Source organism: Bacillus sp. SH5-2, from assembly GCF_008368905.1.
In the GTDB taxonomy this organism is placed as follows: Bacteria; Bacillota; Bacilli; order Bacillales; family Bacillaceae_G; genus Bacillus_A; species Bacillus_A luti.
In genome coordinates this window covers 79,154-97,413 of record NZ_QOSD01000027.1, presented here as the reverse complement: position 1 = coordinate 97,413, position 18,260 = coordinate 79,154, and the positions used below count along the sequence as shown (strand labels likewise).

Annotated in this window: 23 protein-coding genes; 16 read left to right on the top strand and 7 right to left on the bottom strand. The window is 35.3% G+C overall.

Annotated features, from left to right (window positions below; all coding sequences use genetic code 11):
- On the bottom strand, nt 1–1,351 hold a 1,351-nt coding region (locus tag DN410_RS23805; protein WP_149178316.1), incomplete at its 3' end, for an RNA-guided endonuclease InsQ/TnpB family protein.
- 199 nt (nt 1,352–1,550) lie between these two features.
- Nucleotides 1,551–2,960, bottom strand: a complete 1,410-nt coding sequence (locus DN410_RS23800; RefSeq protein WP_149178315.1) for a flagellin N-terminal helical domain-containing protein — start codon at nt 2,958–2,960, stop codon at nt 1,551–1,553.
- Between the two features lie 245 nt (nt 2,961–3,205).
- Here DN410_RS23800 and DN410_RS23795 point away from each other — a divergent pair, with 245 nt between their 5' ends.
- The 16 genes from DN410_RS23795 to DN410_RS23720 all read left to right on the top strand — a co-directional run bounded on the left by DN410_RS23795 (nt 3,206) and on the right by DN410_RS23720 (nt 15,347).
- Nucleotides 3,206–3,985 (top strand): lytic transglycosylase domain-containing protein, encoded by a 780-nt coding sequence (locus DN410_RS23795; protein WP_149178314.1) that lies wholly within the window; start codon nt 3,206–3,208, stop codon nt 3,983–3,985.
- Nucleotides 3,986–4,046: 61 nt separating this feature from the next.
- Nucleotides 4,047–4,271 carry a flagellar motor switch protein FliN gene (locus DN410_RS23790; RefSeq protein ID WP_000775710.1) on the top strand — a complete coding sequence of 75 codons (225 nt, stop codon included), beginning with the start codon at nt 4,047–4,049 and terminating at the stop codon, nt 4,269–4,271.
- A 14-nt stretch (nt 4,272–4,285) separates the two neighbouring features.
- Entirely contained in the window at nt 4,286–5,272 is a 987-nt protein-coding gene (fliM, locus tag DN410_RS23785; RefSeq protein ID WP_149178313.1) for a flagellar motor switch protein FliM, read from the top strand.
- A 10-nt stretch (nt 5,273–5,282) separates the two neighbouring features.
- Nucleotides 5,283–5,642 carry a flagellar motor switch protein FliN gene (gene fliN / locus DN410_RS23780; RefSeq protein ID WP_149178312.1) on the top strand — a complete coding sequence of 120 codons (360 nt, stop codon included), beginning with the start codon at nt 5,283–5,285 and terminating at the stop codon, nt 5,640–5,642.
- 12 nt (nt 5,643–5,654) lie between these two features.
- The gene (locus tag DN410_RS23775) at nt 5,655–5,975 is read left to right on the top strand and encodes a hypothetical protein (RefSeq protein WP_000121176.1); all 321 of its coding nucleotides are present in this window, start codon (nt 5,655–5,657) and stop codon (nt 5,973–5,975) included.
- Nucleotides 5,972–6,730, top strand: coding sequence for a flagellar type III secretion system pore protein FliP (locus tag DN410_RS23770; RefSeq protein ID WP_149178311.1), 759 nt, complete (start codon nt 5,972–5,974; stop codon nt 6,728–6,730). Before DN410_RS23775 ends, DN410_RS23770 begins: the two co-directional genes overlap by 4 nt.
- A gap of 33 nt (nt 6,731–6,763) precedes the next feature.
- Nucleotides 6,764–7,039, top strand: a complete 276-nt coding sequence (locus DN410_RS23765) for a flagellar biosynthetic protein FliQ (protein ID WP_001098082.1) — start codon at nt 6,764–6,766, stop codon at nt 7,037–7,039.
- Between the two features lie 15 nt (nt 7,040–7,054).
- Complete coding sequence (locus DN410_RS23760) at nt 7,055–7,816, top strand: flagellar biosynthetic protein FliR (RefSeq protein WP_149178310.1); 762 nt, start codon at nt 7,055–7,057, stop codon at nt 7,814–7,816.
- A gap of 10 nt (nt 7,817–7,826) precedes the next feature.
- Nucleotides 7,827–8,873, top strand: coding sequence for a flagellar type III secretion system protein FlhB (gene flhB / locus DN410_RS23755; RefSeq protein WP_071712311.1), 1,047 nt, complete (start codon nt 7,827–7,829; stop codon nt 8,871–8,873).
- Nucleotides 8,874–8,896: 23 nt separating this feature from the next.
- A complete protein-coding gene (flhA, locus tag DN410_RS23750) occupies nt 8,897–10,963 on the top strand; it encodes a flagellar biosynthesis protein FlhA (protein ID WP_000472539.1) in 2,067 nt (688 codons plus the stop codon).
- 14 nt (nt 10,964–10,977) lie between these two features.
- On the top strand, nt 10,978–12,285 hold the full coding sequence (gene flhF / locus DN410_RS23745; protein WP_149178309.1) for a flagellar biosynthesis GTPase FlhF: 1,308 nt from the start codon (nt 10,978–10,980) through the stop codon (nt 12,283–12,285).
- A gap of 42 nt (nt 12,286–12,327) precedes the next feature.
- Entirely contained in the window at nt 12,328–13,101 is a 774-nt protein-coding gene (locus tag DN410_RS23740; RefSeq protein ID WP_149178308.1) for a flagellar basal-body rod protein FlgG, read from the top strand.
- A 156-nt stretch (nt 13,102–13,257) separates the two neighbouring features.
- Complete coding sequence (locus DN410_RS23735; protein WP_149178307.1) at nt 13,258–14,094, top strand: TrmB family transcriptional regulator; 837 nt, start codon at nt 13,258–13,260, stop codon at nt 14,092–14,094.
- The gene (locus tag DN410_RS23730; protein WP_149178306.1) at nt 14,087–14,812 is read left to right on the top strand and encodes an AzlC family ABC transporter permease; all 726 of its coding nucleotides are present in this window, start codon (nt 14,087–14,089) and stop codon (nt 14,810–14,812) included. Before DN410_RS23735 ends, DN410_RS23730 begins: the two co-directional genes overlap by 8 nt.
- Entirely contained in the window at nt 14,803–15,114 is a 312-nt protein-coding gene (locus DN410_RS23725) for an AzlD domain-containing protein (protein ID WP_149178305.1), read from the top strand. Before DN410_RS23730 ends, DN410_RS23725 begins: the two co-directional genes overlap by 10 nt.
- Before the next feature lie 62 nt (nt 15,115–15,176).
- Nucleotides 15,177–15,347 (top strand): DUF3951 domain-containing protein, encoded by a 171-nt coding sequence (locus DN410_RS23720; protein ID WP_000602232.1) that lies wholly within the window; start codon nt 15,177–15,179, stop codon nt 15,345–15,347.
- 21 nt (nt 15,348–15,368) lie between these two features.
- Here the strand turns inward: DN410_RS23720 and DN410_RS23715 are convergent, their stop codons facing one another.
- The 5 genes from DN410_RS23715 to DN410_RS23695 form a co-directional block, all read right to left on the bottom strand.
- The gene (locus DN410_RS23715) at nt 15,369–15,728 is read right to left on the bottom strand and encodes a hypothetical protein (protein WP_149178304.1); all 360 of its coding nucleotides are present in this window, start codon (nt 15,726–15,728) and stop codon (nt 15,369–15,371) included.
- A gap of 11 nt (nt 15,729–15,739) precedes the next feature.
- Complete coding sequence (locus tag DN410_RS23710; protein WP_149178303.1) at nt 15,740–16,333, bottom strand: dienelactone hydrolase family protein; 594 nt, start codon at nt 16,331–16,333, stop codon at nt 15,740–15,742.
- A 2-nt stretch (nt 16,334–16,335) separates the two neighbouring features.
- On the bottom strand, nt 16,336–16,671 hold the full coding sequence (locus DN410_RS23705; RefSeq protein ID WP_149178302.1) for an antibiotic biosynthesis monooxygenase family protein: 336 nt from the start codon (nt 16,669–16,671) through the stop codon (nt 16,336–16,338).
- A gap of 111 nt (nt 16,672–16,782) precedes the next feature.
- Nucleotides 16,783–16,962 carry an H-type small acid-soluble spore protein gene (locus DN410_RS23700; RefSeq protein WP_001019753.1) on the bottom strand — a complete coding sequence of 60 codons (180 nt, stop codon included), beginning with the start codon at nt 16,960–16,962 and terminating at the stop codon, nt 16,783–16,785.
- Between the two features lie 66 nt (nt 16,963–17,028).
- Nucleotides 17,029–18,243, bottom strand: a complete 1,215-nt coding sequence (locus tag DN410_RS23695; protein ID WP_149178301.1) for a helix-turn-helix domain-containing protein — start codon at nt 18,241–18,243, stop codon at nt 17,029–17,031.
- Nucleotides 18,244–18,260 lie beyond the last annotated feature (17 nt).

Sequence of the window (18,260 nt, the reverse complement as noted above, 5' to 3'; positions counted from 1 at the left end):
TTACATCTGCATTAATTAAAGTTTTATTTGCTGAACGATATATGCCGCGCTTTATTCGTTTTCCTGAAAAAGTTGTATTTTGGTCATTTTCTCCATACGTTGGAATGAAGTCGTTATCCAGAAAACTTGCTTTCGATGTATATGATTCTTCAGTTACAACAACTTGAATGCCTACAGCATTTGCTTTGTATGTAATCATTTGAATCAGTAAATTATGCGGGATATGACAAAACGATTGGTTATTTCTTTTTCCCATATTCGTTTCTTGTTTCCAACTTTTGTTTTGACCAATAACGATTTTACAAACTTCTTCTTCTTGAGCTAGTTTTACGATGTGGTGACTAACTTTATGGAAGACGTCTTTTATTTTCAAGTAACGTTTTTGATGAAGTTTTTCTATCCTTTTAGAAGTAAAAGGTCCTTCATTAGTTTGTTTTCCATTTCTAAGAATACTTGTAAAATGACTCCTCATTTTATTGTAATATTGATTTATGCTTTTGACATGTTTGCCCTTAACAAGTACAGGTTTCATACCTGTGTTTGTTACGATGGTTGCAAGGTTATCAATCCCTAAATCAATACTCATATAACGAGCATTCTCTTCAATAATTTGTTGTTCAGAAGGAACATCAATTACCAATTCCACTACATATTCATTGTATTTTGGAATCACACGAACTTGTTTCAGTTTACCTTCAGTGAAACCTAGTTTCCCAATATTTAATTGTAATTTCGTCTTTGGAAACTTTAAAAATCTACCGTTTTTAATGATGCAATCTTGGTTTGTATACAGAATCTCTTTTTCAGAAGAACGAATATACTTTGGAATCCTAGGCATTCCAGCATATTTGTTTGGATTCTTTTTATAGTCTTTTAAACTAGCAAAAAAAGATTTCCAATTTTGGAACAAACCTTTCATGATGGACTGGCTACATTGCGTAGGCAAAGCTCGATAATCATTTTGAATCATAGCCTTAAATAGTGCATCTAGAAAGTTGTAATCTACATAAGGTTTTTCAAAATTAGGTTCTGAAAACAAATTACATTTAATCTCTTTCTGTTCTTCTTTAGGCTTTAATTTCTCTTTTTCCAATTTCTTCTGATAGGCAAGAAGTTGTGTGTCATTCATCTTACCAATATTTTTATGAATATTATCCAGAACTTCTTTTTGCAAAGGCTGCAACTCTTTTTCTTGTGTTAATCCAGTGTACACCTGGCGTATATAAAAGTTTGTGGTGTTGTACATATTCTTAGCGTTATGACAACATTCTTGAAAATAAGAATACATACGATGCCCTTTTTTAATCCAGATTTGAAGAGTTTTATAGTTTGATGGATTTTCCTTTGTCATTTTATTCACCTCCTTGTTAAGGATATTATAGCAAAAAAGGAACGTACATTCCCTTTTTCTTGAAAATAAAATATTTCTTTCGGTTCATCTCACCACCTTCACTTACGTTTAGAGGTGGGAGTCCTCTCGTAAGGCATGATAGAAAAAATAAACCTCTCTGCAAGCAGAGAGGTTTATTTATGAAACTAACTCAAATGGCTTATTGTAATAATTTAGAAACCATTTGTGGAGTTTGGTTTGCTTGAGAAAGCATGCTGATTCCAGCTTCGTTCAAGATTTTGAACTTAGTCATTTCAGACATTTCTTTCGCCATGTCAGCGTCTTCTACTTGAGAAGCAGCAGATGCCATGCTAGATTGCTGGCTCTTTAGGTTGTTTACGTTAAAGTCTAGACGATTTAATGTAGAACCTAGAGTTGCACGGTTAGAAGCAAGAGTTTCTAGTGCAGCATCGATTGCTTTAACTGCAGCAGATGCATTTCCAGTACCACCAGTAGCTCCACTAGTAGAATTACCTTCAATAGCAGCTTTAAACATAGCGCCAATTGCACGAGCAGCTTCTAGAGTATTACCAGAACCATCTACTTTTTGGAAGTTGTCAATAGCAGTGGAGATTTTTGCGACATCATCTTGATTCATAGCACCTTTAACTGCGTTGAATGTAGTTACAAATGTATTCATTTTACTTGTTCTGTCAGCAGGGTTTAGACCACTGCCAGCAGTAGTATTTAAATCCTCTAAAGCTTTTGCAGCTGCTTCTGCACCACTAACTTGTCCTGTTGTAACAGCAGGGGCAAACTTATCAAATACAGTATTAATATTTTTTGCATTTTCTAATGTATTGCTAGCTTCAAATTTTTCGATGGCAGCTTCAAGTTTTGCAACATCATCTTTATTATAATTTGCTTTAATACCTTCAAAACCAGCTTTGAAAGCGTCAACAGCAGTTGTTCTTTGAGATTCAGATTTACCTGTAGTACCAGCATCTAAAGCTTCAATTGCATCAGCTAAACCTTCTACAGCAGCTGTATCATCAACGCCAGTTAATTTAGTACCGCTACCAGCGGCAGTACCAACATCAGCAATAGTTAAACCATTAATTTTTAAAGCAGTTGTAGAAGTATCAGCCAAGTTAATTTGAATTTGTTTAGATTTATCGAATGAATCTAATGTTTGAATTGCGATAGATTTATTAGAACCATCTAAAAGTTTTTTATCGTTAAATTCTGTGTTTTTAGAGATGTAATCAATTTGTTCTTTTAATGCAGCGAATTCTTTATCTAATGCACCTTGGTTTTTATCTGTATTCGTACCATTTGCAGATTGGTTAGCAAGGTCACGCATACGAAGTAAAATATTAGATACTGAGTTCATTGCTGAGTCAGCTGTACGGATTAAAGAAATACCGTCTTGTGTGTTGTTAGCAGCAACACCTAATCCGCTTTCACGTGCACGCATACGAGTTGCGATTGCAAGACCTGCTGCATCGTCAGAAGCGTTGTTGATACGTTTACCGCTTGATAAACGGTCCATTGAGTTACTCATTTTTGCTTGGTTTTGGCGCATGTACTCTTGAGTACGCATGCTATTAATATTTGTATTAATTCTCATATTTAGAACCCCCATTTTTTGATTTTGATTTTTCTGTGAATTTCTAAACGGTAATATACAAAAAAATCAATTTCGAATTTATTGTAATCCTTGCTATATCAAGTGTCAACTTAAAATTTGAATTAATAAATATAAAAAAATAACAGTTTAACAATTTAGTTGTTTTTTTATTACAAAGGATTATTGCAAACTTTTAAAAAAAACTCTAATATTAGAATATCTTTGTTTGCCGAAAAGGTGATATTATGGTAGTTGGAAATATAGTAAAAGAAGTGCTTGCATATAAAAAAGGACAATTTCAGCAAAAGTTAAGTAGTCCGCAGGCGTTCGTTAGTAGTCGTTTTCAAGAGAAGTTGCAGAGCGAACCTGCGAAGGAGACGAAGGCTACTAGTCAGCCGGAAAAAGTAGAAGATATGAGTAAGCCGGTACAATCTACGAAAATAGAAACGCTCGTTACTAAAGGTGATTCTAGTAAAGTACAGGAAGCAAGTAAGCCTGAAGAAAAGTCTGAAACGAAGAAAGTAGATGAAGTGCAAGTTGCACAAAAAGAGTTTGAGCGACGCTTCCCAGAAGCCAAAAATGAGGCTGTCGATACGTGGGGATTAACTAATAAATATAATATTCAGAAAATACGTTCTTCAAATGAAGGGAAGTATGAGGATATTATTGATCGCGTTAGTCGTACATACGGAATTCCGAAAACGTTAATTCAAAAAATGATTGAAGTTGAGTCTAATTTTAATCCGAAAACGGTATCACATGCAGGGGCAATGGGGCTTATGCAACTTATGCCAGCGAATGTGAAGGAGATGGGTGTGAAGAATCCATTTTCACCAGCTGAAAGTATTGAAGGCGGCGTGAAAGAGTTAAGTGGTTATTTAAAGAAACATAACGGTGATCTTGTTTTAGCGCTTGCGTCTTATAATGCTGGTCCTGGTAATGTGAGAAAGTACGGAGGCGTACCGCCATTTAAAGAAACGCAAGGATATATTAAAAAAATATTGAATATCGATGTTTCAAAATAAGGAACTTCATTATATATAGAATAGAAAATTTTTGTGAACACGATATGGGAGTGGGCTAAGTTTGAAATTACAGGATGATATTCCGTTAACAATTTATTTTGAAATCGGAAATACGAAAAAGAAAATTGAAGATCTGCTTCATATTACGAAGGGTACATTGTATCGTCTTGAAAATTCAACGAAAAATACGGTGCGTATTATGCTTGAGAATGAAGAGATTGGAACCGGAAAGATTTTGACGAAGAATGGGAAGATGTACGTTGAAATCGTTGAATTGAAAAGGTAGGGAAGGGGATTTTCATGAGTGGCGATAAATTAAGCCAAGAACAAATTGATGCCCTGCTGAAGGCGGTGAATGAAGGCGAGGAAATGCCAGCTTTCGCACAAGGAGCAGGGAAGCAAGATAAATTTCAAGAGTATGATTTTAATAGACCGGAAAAATTCGGTGTAGAGCATTTACGTAGTTTGCAAGCGATTGCTTCTACGTTTGGTAAACAAACATCACAAGCGCTTTCCGCTCGTATGCGTATTCCCATTGAACTAGAGCCGTCGACCGTTGAGCAAGTTCCATTTACGAGTGAATATGTGGAGAAAATGCCGAAAGATTATTATTTATATTGCGTGATTGATCTTGGGCTTCCAGAGCTTGGAGAAATTGTTGTTGAGATTGATTTAGCATTTGTCATTTATATTCATGAGTGTTGGCTTGGCGGAGATAGTAAGCGTACGTTTACGATGCGTCGACCGCTTACTGCATTTGAGTTTTTAACACTGGATAATATATTCGCTCTTATTTGTAAAAATTTAGAACAAGCATTTGAAAGCGTTGTTGCGATTAAACCGACATTTGTAACGACAGAAACGGATCCAAATGCACTTAAGATTACGACAGCGAGTGATATTATTTCATTGCTGAACGTAAATATGAAAACGGATTTTTGGAATACGACGGTTCGTATCGGGATTCCGTTTTTATCTGTTGAAGAGATAATGGATAAGTTAACGTCTGAAAATATTGTCGAACATTCTTCAGATAAGCGTAAAAAGTATACGTCTGAAGTGGAAGTGAAAGTAAATCAAGTGTATAAACCTGTTCACGTTGCGATTGGTAAGCAGAAGATGACGATGGGTGAGATTGAGCAAATTGAAGAAGGCGATATTATTCCGCTACATACGAAAGTTTCAGATCAATTACTTGGTTATGTCGATGGAAAACATAAATTTAATTGTTTTATCGGGAAAGATGGAACGCGTAAGGCGCTTCTATTTAAAAGTTTTGTAGAGTAGGAGGGTCTATATGAAACATGAAGTATCTCCTGTGTCGTTAATGGGGTTAGAAGAATTTGTAGGAAAGCGAAATGAAGCAGGTAAAGCACATATTGATACTGTTTCAGATATTTCGATTGATTTAGGTGTAAAGCTTGGGAAGTCATCTATTACACTTGGTGACGTGAAGCAATTAAAAGTTGGCGATGTTCTGGAAGTAGAGAAAAACTTAGGACATAAAGTAGATGTGTATTTAAGTAATATGAAAGTCGGTATTGGTGAAGCAATCGTAATGGATGAGAAGTTTGGCATTATTATTTCTGAAATTGAAGCTGACAAGAAGCAAGCTGCGCTTATGAAAGCGCAAAGTCAAATGCAAGATAAAGAGTAGAGGAGGAGTCATATGTCGTATATGACGACCTTATTTCAAGTCGTTTTACTGTTTGGTGCGCTCGGCTATGGTGCATATTATATGACGAAAAAGACGCGCAAACAGCAGTTTTTTAAGCAAGGTGAAAATGGACATATTCAAGTGAAAGACGGCGTGTATTTAAATCATCAAACGAGCGCCTTTTTGTTTGAAGTGGACGGAAAGCAAGTATTCACTGTTATTAGTAATAACGGTGTACAATCTGTGCAATTAACAGGAACAGGAAATCAGTTTCAACAAGCGCTAGAAGATGCGGTGAAGAGTGAAACGAAAAAAGTAGAGGATCCATCATGAGAATAAAGAAACAGTTATCGTTATGTACCGCTATTTTCGTATTTTCTATTATTTTTTCATTTGTTTTTGTAAATCCAGCGTATGCAGCCCCGAACGGTTTTATTAATTTTGAAAATGGAAAAGAGTTTACGAGTAATTCCAGTGTACAGTTATTTGCACTTGTTACTCTTTTATCATTATCTTCTTCTATCGTTCTATTATTTACACATTTTACTTATTTTATGATCGTTCTTGGCATTACACGTCAAGGACTTGGGGTAATGAATTTACCGCCGAACCAAGTACTTGTTGGACTTGCATTATTTTTATCACTTTTTACAATGCAGCCTGTACTTGGGCAGTTAAAGAGTGATGTGTGGGATCCAATGACGAAAGAGAAAATAACAGTAAGTCAAGCTGCGGAAACGACAGCTCCTATTATGAAAGATTATATGTCGAAGCATACGTATAAGCATGATTTAAAAATGATGCTGAAAGTGCGCGGAGAAGAATTGCCGAAAGATTTGAAAGATCTTTCCTTATTTACGCTCGTACCATCCTTTACGTTAACACAAATTCAAAAAGGATTATTAACGGGGATGTTCATTTATTTAGCGTTTGTATTTATAGATTTAATTATTAGTACACTTTTAATGTACCTTGGGATGATGATGGTACCGCCGATGATTTTAAGTTTACCGTTTAAAATACTCGTTTTCGTATATTTAGGTGGATATACAAAAATCGTCGACATTATGTTTAAAACGGTCGCCTGAAGCGTTTGATGCTATGTGATAGGAGTCATATAAATGAATACGTCACCAATTATAGATATTTTTCAAACCTTTTTTTATAAAGGGGTTATGATTTTAATGCCGGTTGCCGGCGTTAGTATGATCGTCGTTATTATTATCGCTGTCATTATGGCGATGATGCAAATTCAAGAGCAAACGCTGACGTTTTTACCGAAAATGGCGAGTATTGTGCTCGTTATTATCATTTTAGGTCCGTGGATGTTTCAAGAATTAACGATGCTCATTTTAGATTTATTTGATAAAATTCCTTCGCTATTGCGTTCGTACTAAGATAGGTGAATTGAAATGAATATGGAATTATGGGCGGCGACATTTTTTGCGTTTTGCCGCATTACTTCATTTTTATATTTTTTACCGTTTTTCTCAGGACGATCGATTCCAGCAATGGCAAAGGTTACATTTGGACTAGGTCTTTCTATTACAGTTGCGGATCAAGTGGATGTCTCTCACATAAAGACAGTTTGGGATGTAGCCGCTTATGCAGGTACGCAAATTGTAATTGGAGTATCACTTGCGAAAATTATAGAAATGCTATGGAACATTCCAAAAATGGCCGGGCATATTTTAGACTTTGATATCGGTTTATCACAAGCAAGTTTGTTTGATGTGAATGCAGGATCACAGTCTACTTTACTATCAACCATTTTTGACATATTTTTTCTCGTTATTTTTATTTCACTTGGCGGCATTAATTATTTCGTTGCCACGATTTTAAAGTCGTTTCAATATACAGAGGCGATTTCAAAATTGCTGACGACTAGTTTTTTAGATAGTCTACTCGCAACGTTATTATTTGCGATTACATCAGCGGTTGAAATTGCTCTTCCGCTTATGGGGAGTTTATTCATCATTAACTTTGTTCTTATTTTAATCGCAAAAAACGCTCCGCAATTAAACGTTTTTATGAATGCGTATGTCATTAAAATTACATGTGGTATTTTGTTTATTGCGATGAGTGTACCGATGCTCGGCTATGTATTTAAAAATATGACAGATGTATTACTTGAGGAATATACGAAACTATTTAACTTTTTCTTAACGAAGTAGGGGGACGCGTATGGCAAAGGATAATAAAACTGAAAAGGCCACCCCGCAGAAGCGTAAAAAATCGCGTGAAGAAGGGAATATTGCCCGGAGTAAAGATTTAAATAACTTATTTTCCATTCTCGTATTAGCAGTTGTCGTGTATTTTTTCGGAGATTGGTTAGGTTTTGAAATTGCAAATTCCGTAGCGGTGCTGTTTGATCAAATTGGGAAAAATACAGATTCGACTGAGTATTTTTATTTAATGGGGATATTATTACTAAAAGTATCAGCTCCCATATTAATACTCGTATACGCTTTTCATTTATTCAATTATATGATTCAAGTCGGTTTCTTATTTTCTTCTAAAGTTATTAAACCGAAAGCGTCACGTATTAATCCGAAAAACTATTTTACGAGATTGTTTAGTCGTAAAAGTTTAGTAGATATTTTGAAATCACTGTTTTATATGGGATTAATCGGTTACGTTTCGTACGTTCTCTTTAAAAAGAATTTAGAGACAATTGTAAGTATGATTGGTTTTAACTGGACTGCGTCACTTACTGAAATTATTAGGCAAATTAAATTTATCTTTTTAGCTATTTTAATTATTTTAATCGTTCTTTCTATTATTGATTTTATTTATCAAAAATGGGAGTACGAACAAGATATTAAGATGAAAAAAGAAGAAGTGAAACAAGAGCATAAAGATAATGAAGGGGACCCGCAAGTAAAAGGGAAACGAAAAAACTTTATGCACGCCATATTGCAAGGGACAATTGCGAAGAAGATGGATGGCGCAACGTTTATTGTAAATAACCCGACTCATATTTCGGTCGTACTCCGTTACAATAAACAAGTTGATGCAGCACCAATTGTCGTTGCAAAAGGGGAAGATGAACTCGCTTTATACATACGAACACTTGCCCGTGAACAAGAAATACCAATGGTGGAAAATCGTCCACTTGCTCGTTCTTTATATTATCAAGTCGAGGAAGATGAGGCGATTCCAGAAGATTTATACGTAGCTGTAATTGAAGTTATGCGCTATTTAATTCAAACGAACGAACTTGAAGTGTAATAGCGCGTTTGGAGGAGATCTCTTTGTTTAAGATAGATTCGGCAAGAACTTATTTTTCTATCTTTTTAGCAGCGTCATTCGTTGTGGCGCTCCTAATTCCACTTCCACCATTTATACTTGATATCATTATCGTTTTTCTACTAAGTATGTCAGTGCTTATTTATATGCGAGCGACAAGTATTAACGAGTGGGATGAATTAAAGTCATTTCCGACGATGTTGTTATTAATCGGGATTTTCCGCGTATCGATTAACGTTTCGACGACGCGAGCGATTTTGACGGACGGAAATGCAGGGCATGTTATTGAAGAGTTCGGTCAGTTCGTAATTGGCGGGAACTTATTAATTGGTATCGTTATTTTTACAGTATTAATCATATTCCAGTTTATCGTTGCAAATGGTGCATCTCGTACAGCGGAAGTAGCGGCTCGTTTTACACTTGATTCTTTACCAGGGAAACAAATGTCTATCGATGCTGACTTAAATCAGCGCATTATTACAGAGAAAGATGCACAGGCAAAACGCAAAAAGTTAAATATGGAAACAGAGTTTTACGGAGCGATGGATGGTGCTGGGAAGTTCATTAAAGGGGACGTTATTTTCGGGATTGTCATTTTATTCGTAAACATCATTTTCGGTTTAATTGTCGGAATGATGCAGCAAGGAATGAGCTTTGCAGAAGCGGCTATTCATTATACACAGTTAACTGTCGGGGACGGAATTGTAAACCAAATCGGATCGCTCATGCTTGCGATTTCAACTGGTATTATCGTAACGCGTGTATTTGACGGTTCACCTGATACAGTAACAGAAGGTATTTTTAAAGAGTTATTAGCACATGAAGTCGTTGTCTATGCGCTCGGTGGTTTATTTATCGCAATGGGGATATTTACACCACTACCGTTTCTACCATTTGCACTCGTTGGAGGCACGATTATTTTCTTAGGAGTTCGTAACAAACAGCGAATAAAGAAAGAAAAAGAAGACGAGCTTCAAAAAGAATTAGAAATGATTCAAGGTGATGAAGAGCAACTACAACAAGTAGAAGATTCATTCGGAGTATTTACAGATAAATATCCAATTATCGTGGAACTCGGTTTAGATTTAGCGGCACTTGTAAAGCAGAAAATTAACGGGGAAACAGCTCGTGATAAAGTTGTGCTTATGAGGAAATCGATTATTACCGATCTTGGTATTAACGTTCCTGGCATTAACTTTAAAGATAATACGAGTTTCAGGCCACGCGGACGATATATTATTCGTATTAAAGGTGCGAAGGCGGCTGAAGGAGTTTTAAAATCTGGTTATTTATTAGCGCTGAAAACACCGAACGTAATGGCTGATTTAGATGCGGAACCAGCGAAAGATCCTATTTTCGGTGAAGATGGATATTGGATCTTAGAGCATATGGTACAAGATGCACAAATGAAAGGCTATCAAGTGCTAGAGCCACTTAGCATATTAATTACACATTTAGATGTTGTCGTTAGACGTAATCTTCACGAGTTAATTCAGCGTCAGCATGTGAAAGACTTAATTAACTCGCTTGAAAATGATAATGGCGTTTTATTAGAAGAGATTAAGAAGAAAGAAATTGATTTATCACTCGTTCAAAATGTTATTAAACAATTATTAAAAGAAGGAATTTCTATCCGCGATTTACCAACAATTATTGAAGGTATTATTGACGGAAAAGAAGTTTATCAGAACCATGTAGATGGTGTAACATCATTCGTTCGTGAATGTATCTCAAAAGTTATTTGTGAACATGCGAAAAATCCTGATGGGAAAATATATGCGGCGCTCTTCTCTGATTCAATCGAGTTAGATGCGGACGTTGTAAACAATTCTTATCAAGGTTATTTATTAAACTGGGATTTAGATTTAGAAACGCGTGTCGTTGAGCAAGTACAGCGTGTCTTTAAACAAGCTCGTTTAATGGGAAGAGAGCCCGTATTATTAACGCGTAGAAAAGATTTCAGATTTGCGATTGTAAGACTACTTGAGCGTTATCAAATAGAAGCACAAGTGCTTTGTATTAGTGAATTAGCACCAGAAATTGTTGTAGATCAAATTGCCTATATTGAATAGTAGGGGGTGAAGTAATGGAAAGTACAGAAAAGAAAGAAGCGTTAATGCGAATAAAAGCAGCTTCGAAAAATGAATTGTATCGAAAGTTATTTGACCAGTATGGTACAGATTATTATTACGTTGTCGATGAAAGTGTAAAACGAAATATCCCGTTTTTTTGGAAAAAGAATTATGAAATGTTAGTTGCTTTTCCAGAGGATAAACGGGAAAAAGTGAATGAAAGCACAGCTCAATTTCATGAACAATTAATGGATGTTGTAAGTGATACTACAGAACAAATTGTGAAGGCGAACGGCATTCAATCGGTACTGCACAATTTAGAAAATGTGACGACTTCTATGTCATACGCGGCGATGCAAACAGGAAATAGTGAAGAATGGACAAGAAAGAAAGAGAAGCTATTAAAGCTGTTTGAAAAAGGAATCGTTGTTGTGAAGCAGACGGAAGAAACGCAAGTAACGAAAAAGCAGCATGCTGTGAAAAAAGTCGTTTCTGCTAAAAAAGAAGAAGTTGTAAAAACAGAAAAACAACAATCTGTACCGTTTATTATTCAAAAAGTAATTCGGATGTTAGAACAAAATGATGTAGAACAATATTTCATTCATGCATATACTGAAAAGCTAAAAGTGAAGTTTGAGAAGGCAACGATGATTACAGAAGAAGAAGTGATCGAATATATATTGGAAGATATGAAATCTCATTTCAATACCGAGAACGTTTTTGAAAAAAAAGTACAAACAATTGCTTTAATTGGCCCAACCGGCGTTGGGAAAACGACGACACTAGCGAAAATGGCATGGCAGTTTCATGGCAAGAAAAAAACAGTTGGTTTTATTACGACAGACCATTCGCGTATTGGGACAGTGCAGCAACTGCAAGATTACGTAAAGACAATTGGATCAGAAGTAATCGCTGTGCGTGATGAATATGCAATGACAAGAGCACTTACGTACTTTAAAGAAGAAGCGCGCGTCGATTATATTTTAATTGATACAGCTGGAAAAAATTATCGTACGTCAGAAACAGTGGAAGAAATGATTGAAACGATGGGGCAAGTAGAACCAGATTACATTTGTTTAACGTTATCAGCTTCTATGAAAAGTAAAGATATGATTGAAATCATTACGAACTTTAAAGATATTCATATAGATGGAATCGTATTTACGAAATTTGATGAAACAGCAAGTAGTGGCGAATTGTTGAAAATTCCAGCAGTATCATCAGCTCCTATTGTATTAATGACAGATGGACAAGACGTGAAGCAACATATCCATATCGCTACAGCTGAACATTTAGCAAAACAAATGTTACAAACATCGTAGAAAAGAGGTGAAGAATAAGGCGTTTGCCTTATTCAAACGAGTATGAATGGTCTTTATATAGGTTCTATGGGTATGATGAATTACATGCAGCGTATTAATGTTCATTCGAATAACGTTGCAAATGCTCAAACGACAGGATTTAAAGCAGAAAATATGACTTCTAAAGTATTTGATGTACAAGACACATATCGAAGCGGAGATGGAGCCACGACAAATATCGGTAAGGTTGATTATGCTGTAGTGCCAGCTGCGACTCATGTGAATTTAGTACAAGGAAATATACAAATGACAAATAGTGCTACAGATTTCTTTTTAGATGACGGTGTAGCCGGCACAACATCATTTTTTGTTACTTCTAAAAATGATGAAACGTTTTTAACGAGAGATGGTAGTTTTACAGTAAATAGTGATCGTTACCTGCAAACATCTTCAGGTGCTTTCGTAATGGGAGAGAATAATGAGCGCATTCGTATTCCAGAAGGAGTAAAGGTCGCTGTACAAGCAGATGGTACATTATATGATGAAATAACACAAAATAATATCGCTCGCTTACAAAAGAAAACAGTAGATGCAGAAACGAATAATCGTCTTGTGCAACGTGAAAATAAAAGCTTTACACTAGCTGAAGGAAATATTGCTGATCTACCGAACGGTACAGGGATAGTAAAAAATCATATGCTAGAAAATTCAAATGTAGATATGACGAAAGAGATGGCAGATCTTATGGCGAGTCAAAAAATGATTCAAGCATCGCAGCGTATTATGACTTCATTTGATAAAATTTATGAAAAAGAAGCGAATGAAATATTGAGATAAAGGACTTCCATTAGTGGAAGTCTTTTTTGTTTTAAAATTTCAGAATTATCAATTGACTTTATAGGTCTGTTTTTTTATATTAGTAGGTATACTAATAACTACTAACATACGTGCATCGTTTTGAAATGAGAGTTATATAGATTGTGAGGGGTACTGATGGATGAAATAATAAAGGAATTGCAAAAGTTAGGTTTTTCACAATATGAATGTAAAGCGTATATTGGTTTATTAAAACATTCTCCAGTAACAGGCTATGAAGTGAGTAAGCAGACGGGAGTGCCTCGTTCGATGATTTATGAAGTACTCGGTAAATTGATGGATAAAGGAGCGGTGCATATCGTTCCTACTGAACCAGTGAAATATGTACCAGTGCCAGCTACGGAGTTAATGGATCGAATGCGAAAAGATTTTGAAAAGTCCTTTGAATTTTTAGATGAGAAATTAAATTGTTTGGAGCAAGAGCGACAAATTGATGTAATTTCTCATATTCGCTCAAATGATCGTGTTTTGAAAGAAATATGCAATATAATTAATAGAGCAAAAGAAGAGTTATGGATTTCGGTATGGGAAGATCAAGTGCATGAAATTGAGCCGTACATTCATCAAAAGGAAGAGGAAGGCGTACATATATTTTCAATTTTATTTGGCGCTCCAGAAACTAAAATAGGAGCGACATTTCACCACAATTATATGACGCCCCACGTTGTTGAAAAGAGAATGGGTGGTCATTTAACTGTTATCGCGCGTGATGGGGAAGAAGTATTAATTGCTAACTTCTCAAATGATAGTACTTCATGGGCCGTTACAACGTATGATCCCGCGTTAGTTCTTGTTGCAACAGAGTATGTGCGGCACGATATTATGGTCGAAGAAATCACGAAGGAATTTGGAGCTGATAAGTTAGATACGTTATGGCGTGAAAAGATAGATTTAGTTCATGTCGTAACAGGAAAACGAAATTTAAAAGGAATGGAGGATGATAGAGATGAGTAAAGCTCAGGCACATGTAGCTTTGCAAAGCGATGATACATTTCAGCAAGGAGTAAAAGATTGTTTACCAACTGTATTTGGATATTTAAGTATTGGTATAGCAGCTGGTGTAATTGCAAAAACAGCAGGTTTCTCCATCATTGAAATTGCGTTTATGTCCACTTTAATTTATGCAGGTTCTGCCCAATTTATATTAGCAGGTATGTATGCAGCTGGTGCGCCAGCTTCCGCAATTATTTTTACCGTGTTTTTTGTTAATTTACGTCATTTATTAATGAGTGCAGCACTTGCACCGTACTTTACGAAAATTCCCCTCTTTAAAAACTTACTCATCGGTTCACAACTTACAGATGAAACGTTCGGCGTTGCAGTGCAGCACGCAGCGCAAAAAGGATATTTAGGCGAAAGATGGATGATCGGACTAAATGTCACAGCGTATTTAAATTGGATACTGGCTACAATTATTGGCGGGCTGTTTGGTGAGTGGATACCAGATCCGCATACGTACGGCATGGATTATGCATTACCTGCAATGTTTATCGGATTATTTGTTCTTCAGCTCATAAGTAGTAAACCGAAACTAGCAATTCATCTTACTGTTGCAATTATAGCAATTATTGTCGCGTATGTTTCACACTTATTTATGCCAGATAGTATAGCGGTTATTATCGCAACATTACTAGCTGCGACGATTGGAGTGGTGATTGAAAAATGGAAATGAGATTAGAAGTATTATTACTTTTACTAGCAGCAGGAGCTGTTACACTCGTGCCACGTATTTTACCTCTACTCGTATTTAGTAAACTACAAATTCCGGACTGGGGTTTAAAATGGTTAAATTACATACCAATTGCGATATTAGCAGCACTTTTAGCACAAGTATTATTTATGCATGAGACGATGCAGTGGGATTACCTTATTGCAGCAATTCCAACATTTCTTGTCGCAATATATACTCGTAGTCTATTAGGAACAGTATTAACTGGCGTGATTGTGATTATTTTGTTACGTTTCTTTTTCTAAAAAGGATTCCGCTCATATAATAGCGAAAGGTGTAATAACATGAAAAATATAGGGGTGGTGTTATGATACTTTTAACGATAGGAGCAATTTTGTTAACGTTATTTATTTTCTTTATTATCGGCTTTATTACGTTTATGATGTTTGTTGATAAGGCGACACCTCAAATTTATTACACACCTTGTGAATCAGTGACAGTGAAATCTAAGGATAAACATAGAAGGAAGAAAAGTTGAAATTGGACTTTTCTTCCTTTTTTACATCCCCGAAAGAACTAACAAAAACATCCCAAATAAAAAACTAATAAAGGAAAGAAAACCGATACATATCGAAAACACACGATTATTTCTCCATTCGCGCCCAAAAACGATACATCCTAAAACGCAAAGGGAAAACCAAATGGGCAGAAATATGAATTCACTAATTTTCTCGGGAAGTAACGCATAAAAAGTTGATAAATATAAGATCCAATTTGTAAAAAATAAAATGCAAACGACAATAGATTGTAAGTAGGGACGGTTTAAAAATGCCCCCTTTTTAATCGTTATAAAAATAAGAGTTAAAGCCGAAATAAAGAGAATGATTATGAAAATGAGTAAAAGTAATGTAAGTGGCATTTGAACCTCCTTTATAAGATTGTTTTTACAAGAAATGAATCTATTAGATTGTATGCCTGTTTTGTAGATTGCTCGTTATATTTTTCAGTGTACGGATTTAGAAATCCATGTTCACCTTGTAGTTGTTGTATTTCTAATAAAGGATTCTTTTGTTGCTGCAATGTTTGGATTAAAGAAGGTACTGAAAAACTAGCTTCTTTTTCAGGGAAAATAAGTAAGGTAGCACATGTTGGTTTCATATGAATATAGTCACGTATACGGGAACCGTAACATCCAATAATAAAATCTATTTTCGGATTGTTACTACATAGCCATGAGATGGTAGCACCAACACTAAAGCCGATAAGTCCAATATGTGTGTAACTACTAGAAAGATGAGTAATGAATTCTTCAATTTGCTTTTTTCCATCTTCAAATCCAATATGATTCATAAAAAAATGATATGCTTTTTCTTCATCACTATAATGAAATGCATGTTGCGATTGTAGAAGATTAGGGCAGAATACATCTACTTGAGATGAAGTGAAGTGGTGGGTAACTTGATGCATATGATTATTCACACCGTATATTTCATGAACAACAATGAGAGCTAATTTTTTCTTCATAGTTATAATGTCCCTCTATGAAACTTAAATTCTTTCTCAACAAGGCAGATGCGCAGGTGGAAGTTTTCATACCATTGCTCACGACCTCTTTTTTTCGCTTCTTTATGTAAGGCGTTCTGTTTCCAATTTTCAATTGCATCAAGTGATTCCCAATAAGAAATTGTGATTCCGAGCCCCGAATGATCGCGTGCGCTTTCTACACCTAAAAATCCAGGTTGCTGTTTTGCAAGTTCCTCCATTTTGTCTGCAACGGCACTATAATCTGTTGTATTATTTGATAAGTTAGAAGTGAATATAACTGCATAATAATGACTCGCCTTTTGTGGATTATTTTTCATATGAATTCCTCCCTTGATAAATATTTTAGCACGTAATAAAAAGAAAAGAAGCAAGAGGCTTCTTTATAGAAAAAAGAAAAATGCCACTTCAAAAAATTGAAGTGGCATTGCTTATATTTCCTCTAAGCTATTAACTGGAACTGTTAATTCGCGTCCTGGGTTTTTAACTTCATATATGCGGGCGGTTTCGCTGCTTTCGTCGACGTGTTGAATCATAACAGGCATACCTTGAAAACTGACATTGGCATGTTCCGCTGATACAGAAAGCTCTTTTGCACGTTCTATATTCATTTATATTCCTCCCATCATTATTATTTTTGCTAAAAAGGAGGGATAATATACCATTTCGAGACATTCTTAAAGCTTTTGTATTATTTGTAATGTTTCTTTAATGAATGAAGAGAAAATAGAATCAGGATAGCTATCTATTGCTTGAACGGCTTCTTTTGCCTCTTTTAAGGCAGATTTTTTATCTTGAAGTTCTATATAGCAAAGGGCACGATAAGATCCAGCTGTTAATAACCACGATTGATCAAGTGGATGATTCATATAATCTGGTATGGTAGCGTGTTTTAATGTTTCCAAAGCTTCCTTATAACGTTTTAAACCATACAAAGATTTTCCTTTTTCAAGATAATACAGTCCATCGTCTTGGAAAATTGGATCATTTTTTAGTTTTTCTCGAAATTGTTCTAGATGTTCTAATGCGATTGTATATTCATTAGTAATTGTATTGTAGTAATATGCTTTTAATATATCTACAATTGCGATCGATAAAGTGTTTTCGGTAAAAATAGCGAATTGCTCAGATTTCTTTATGTAGTGTAAATATTGTTCTTTATCAGCCATGATGATTTTTTGATAAGATAATATGCGGTAAAATTCATCTGTTTTATAATACACTTGATGTTTTTTTGAAAACGCGAGTGCTTCTAATATGATTTTTTCACATTTTTCATAATCGCCACATGCTAGTAAAATGATGGCCTCTTTTAAACATAATTGAATGTGTATAATAAGATCCATTTCTAAATGTTTCGCTTCATAATCATCTCGAATGCTAGCAATTAGCTGTAAACATTCCTCATATTTTTTACGTGTAAATAACGCGTATGAAAAGGTTAATTTTGTTTCCGTACTGTCACGATATAAAGTATATTTTTCAAAAATAGAAACAGCTTTTTCTACGTAAGATTCAATGTTGTAATCTTTCATAATCGCCGCAGCGGTTACAAATTGTTTATATAAACGAGCTGTATTCAAGGTAAGAGGTAGCTCTTTTTGAACGATAGGCAGTAAGGTCTCATATACTTCATCGTATTTATTTGCCCTTATAAGTTGTTCCATTTGGTGAATGAGTTCTGTAATTTCTCCATCATCTTCTTCTAATAAAAAACTCGTTTCGCATTCAAGTTTATCAGCGATATATTGTAATGTTTTCATGGAAGGTGTAGCTTTTCCATTTTCAATTTGACTAAGCATACTTTTTGTCAGTGCTGAACCTGCTAGTTCTGTTTGTGTAAGCTTTTTTTCTTTACGTAATGCTTTAATTTTTTCGCCGAGAGTTGCCATATTATTGCTCCTTTATA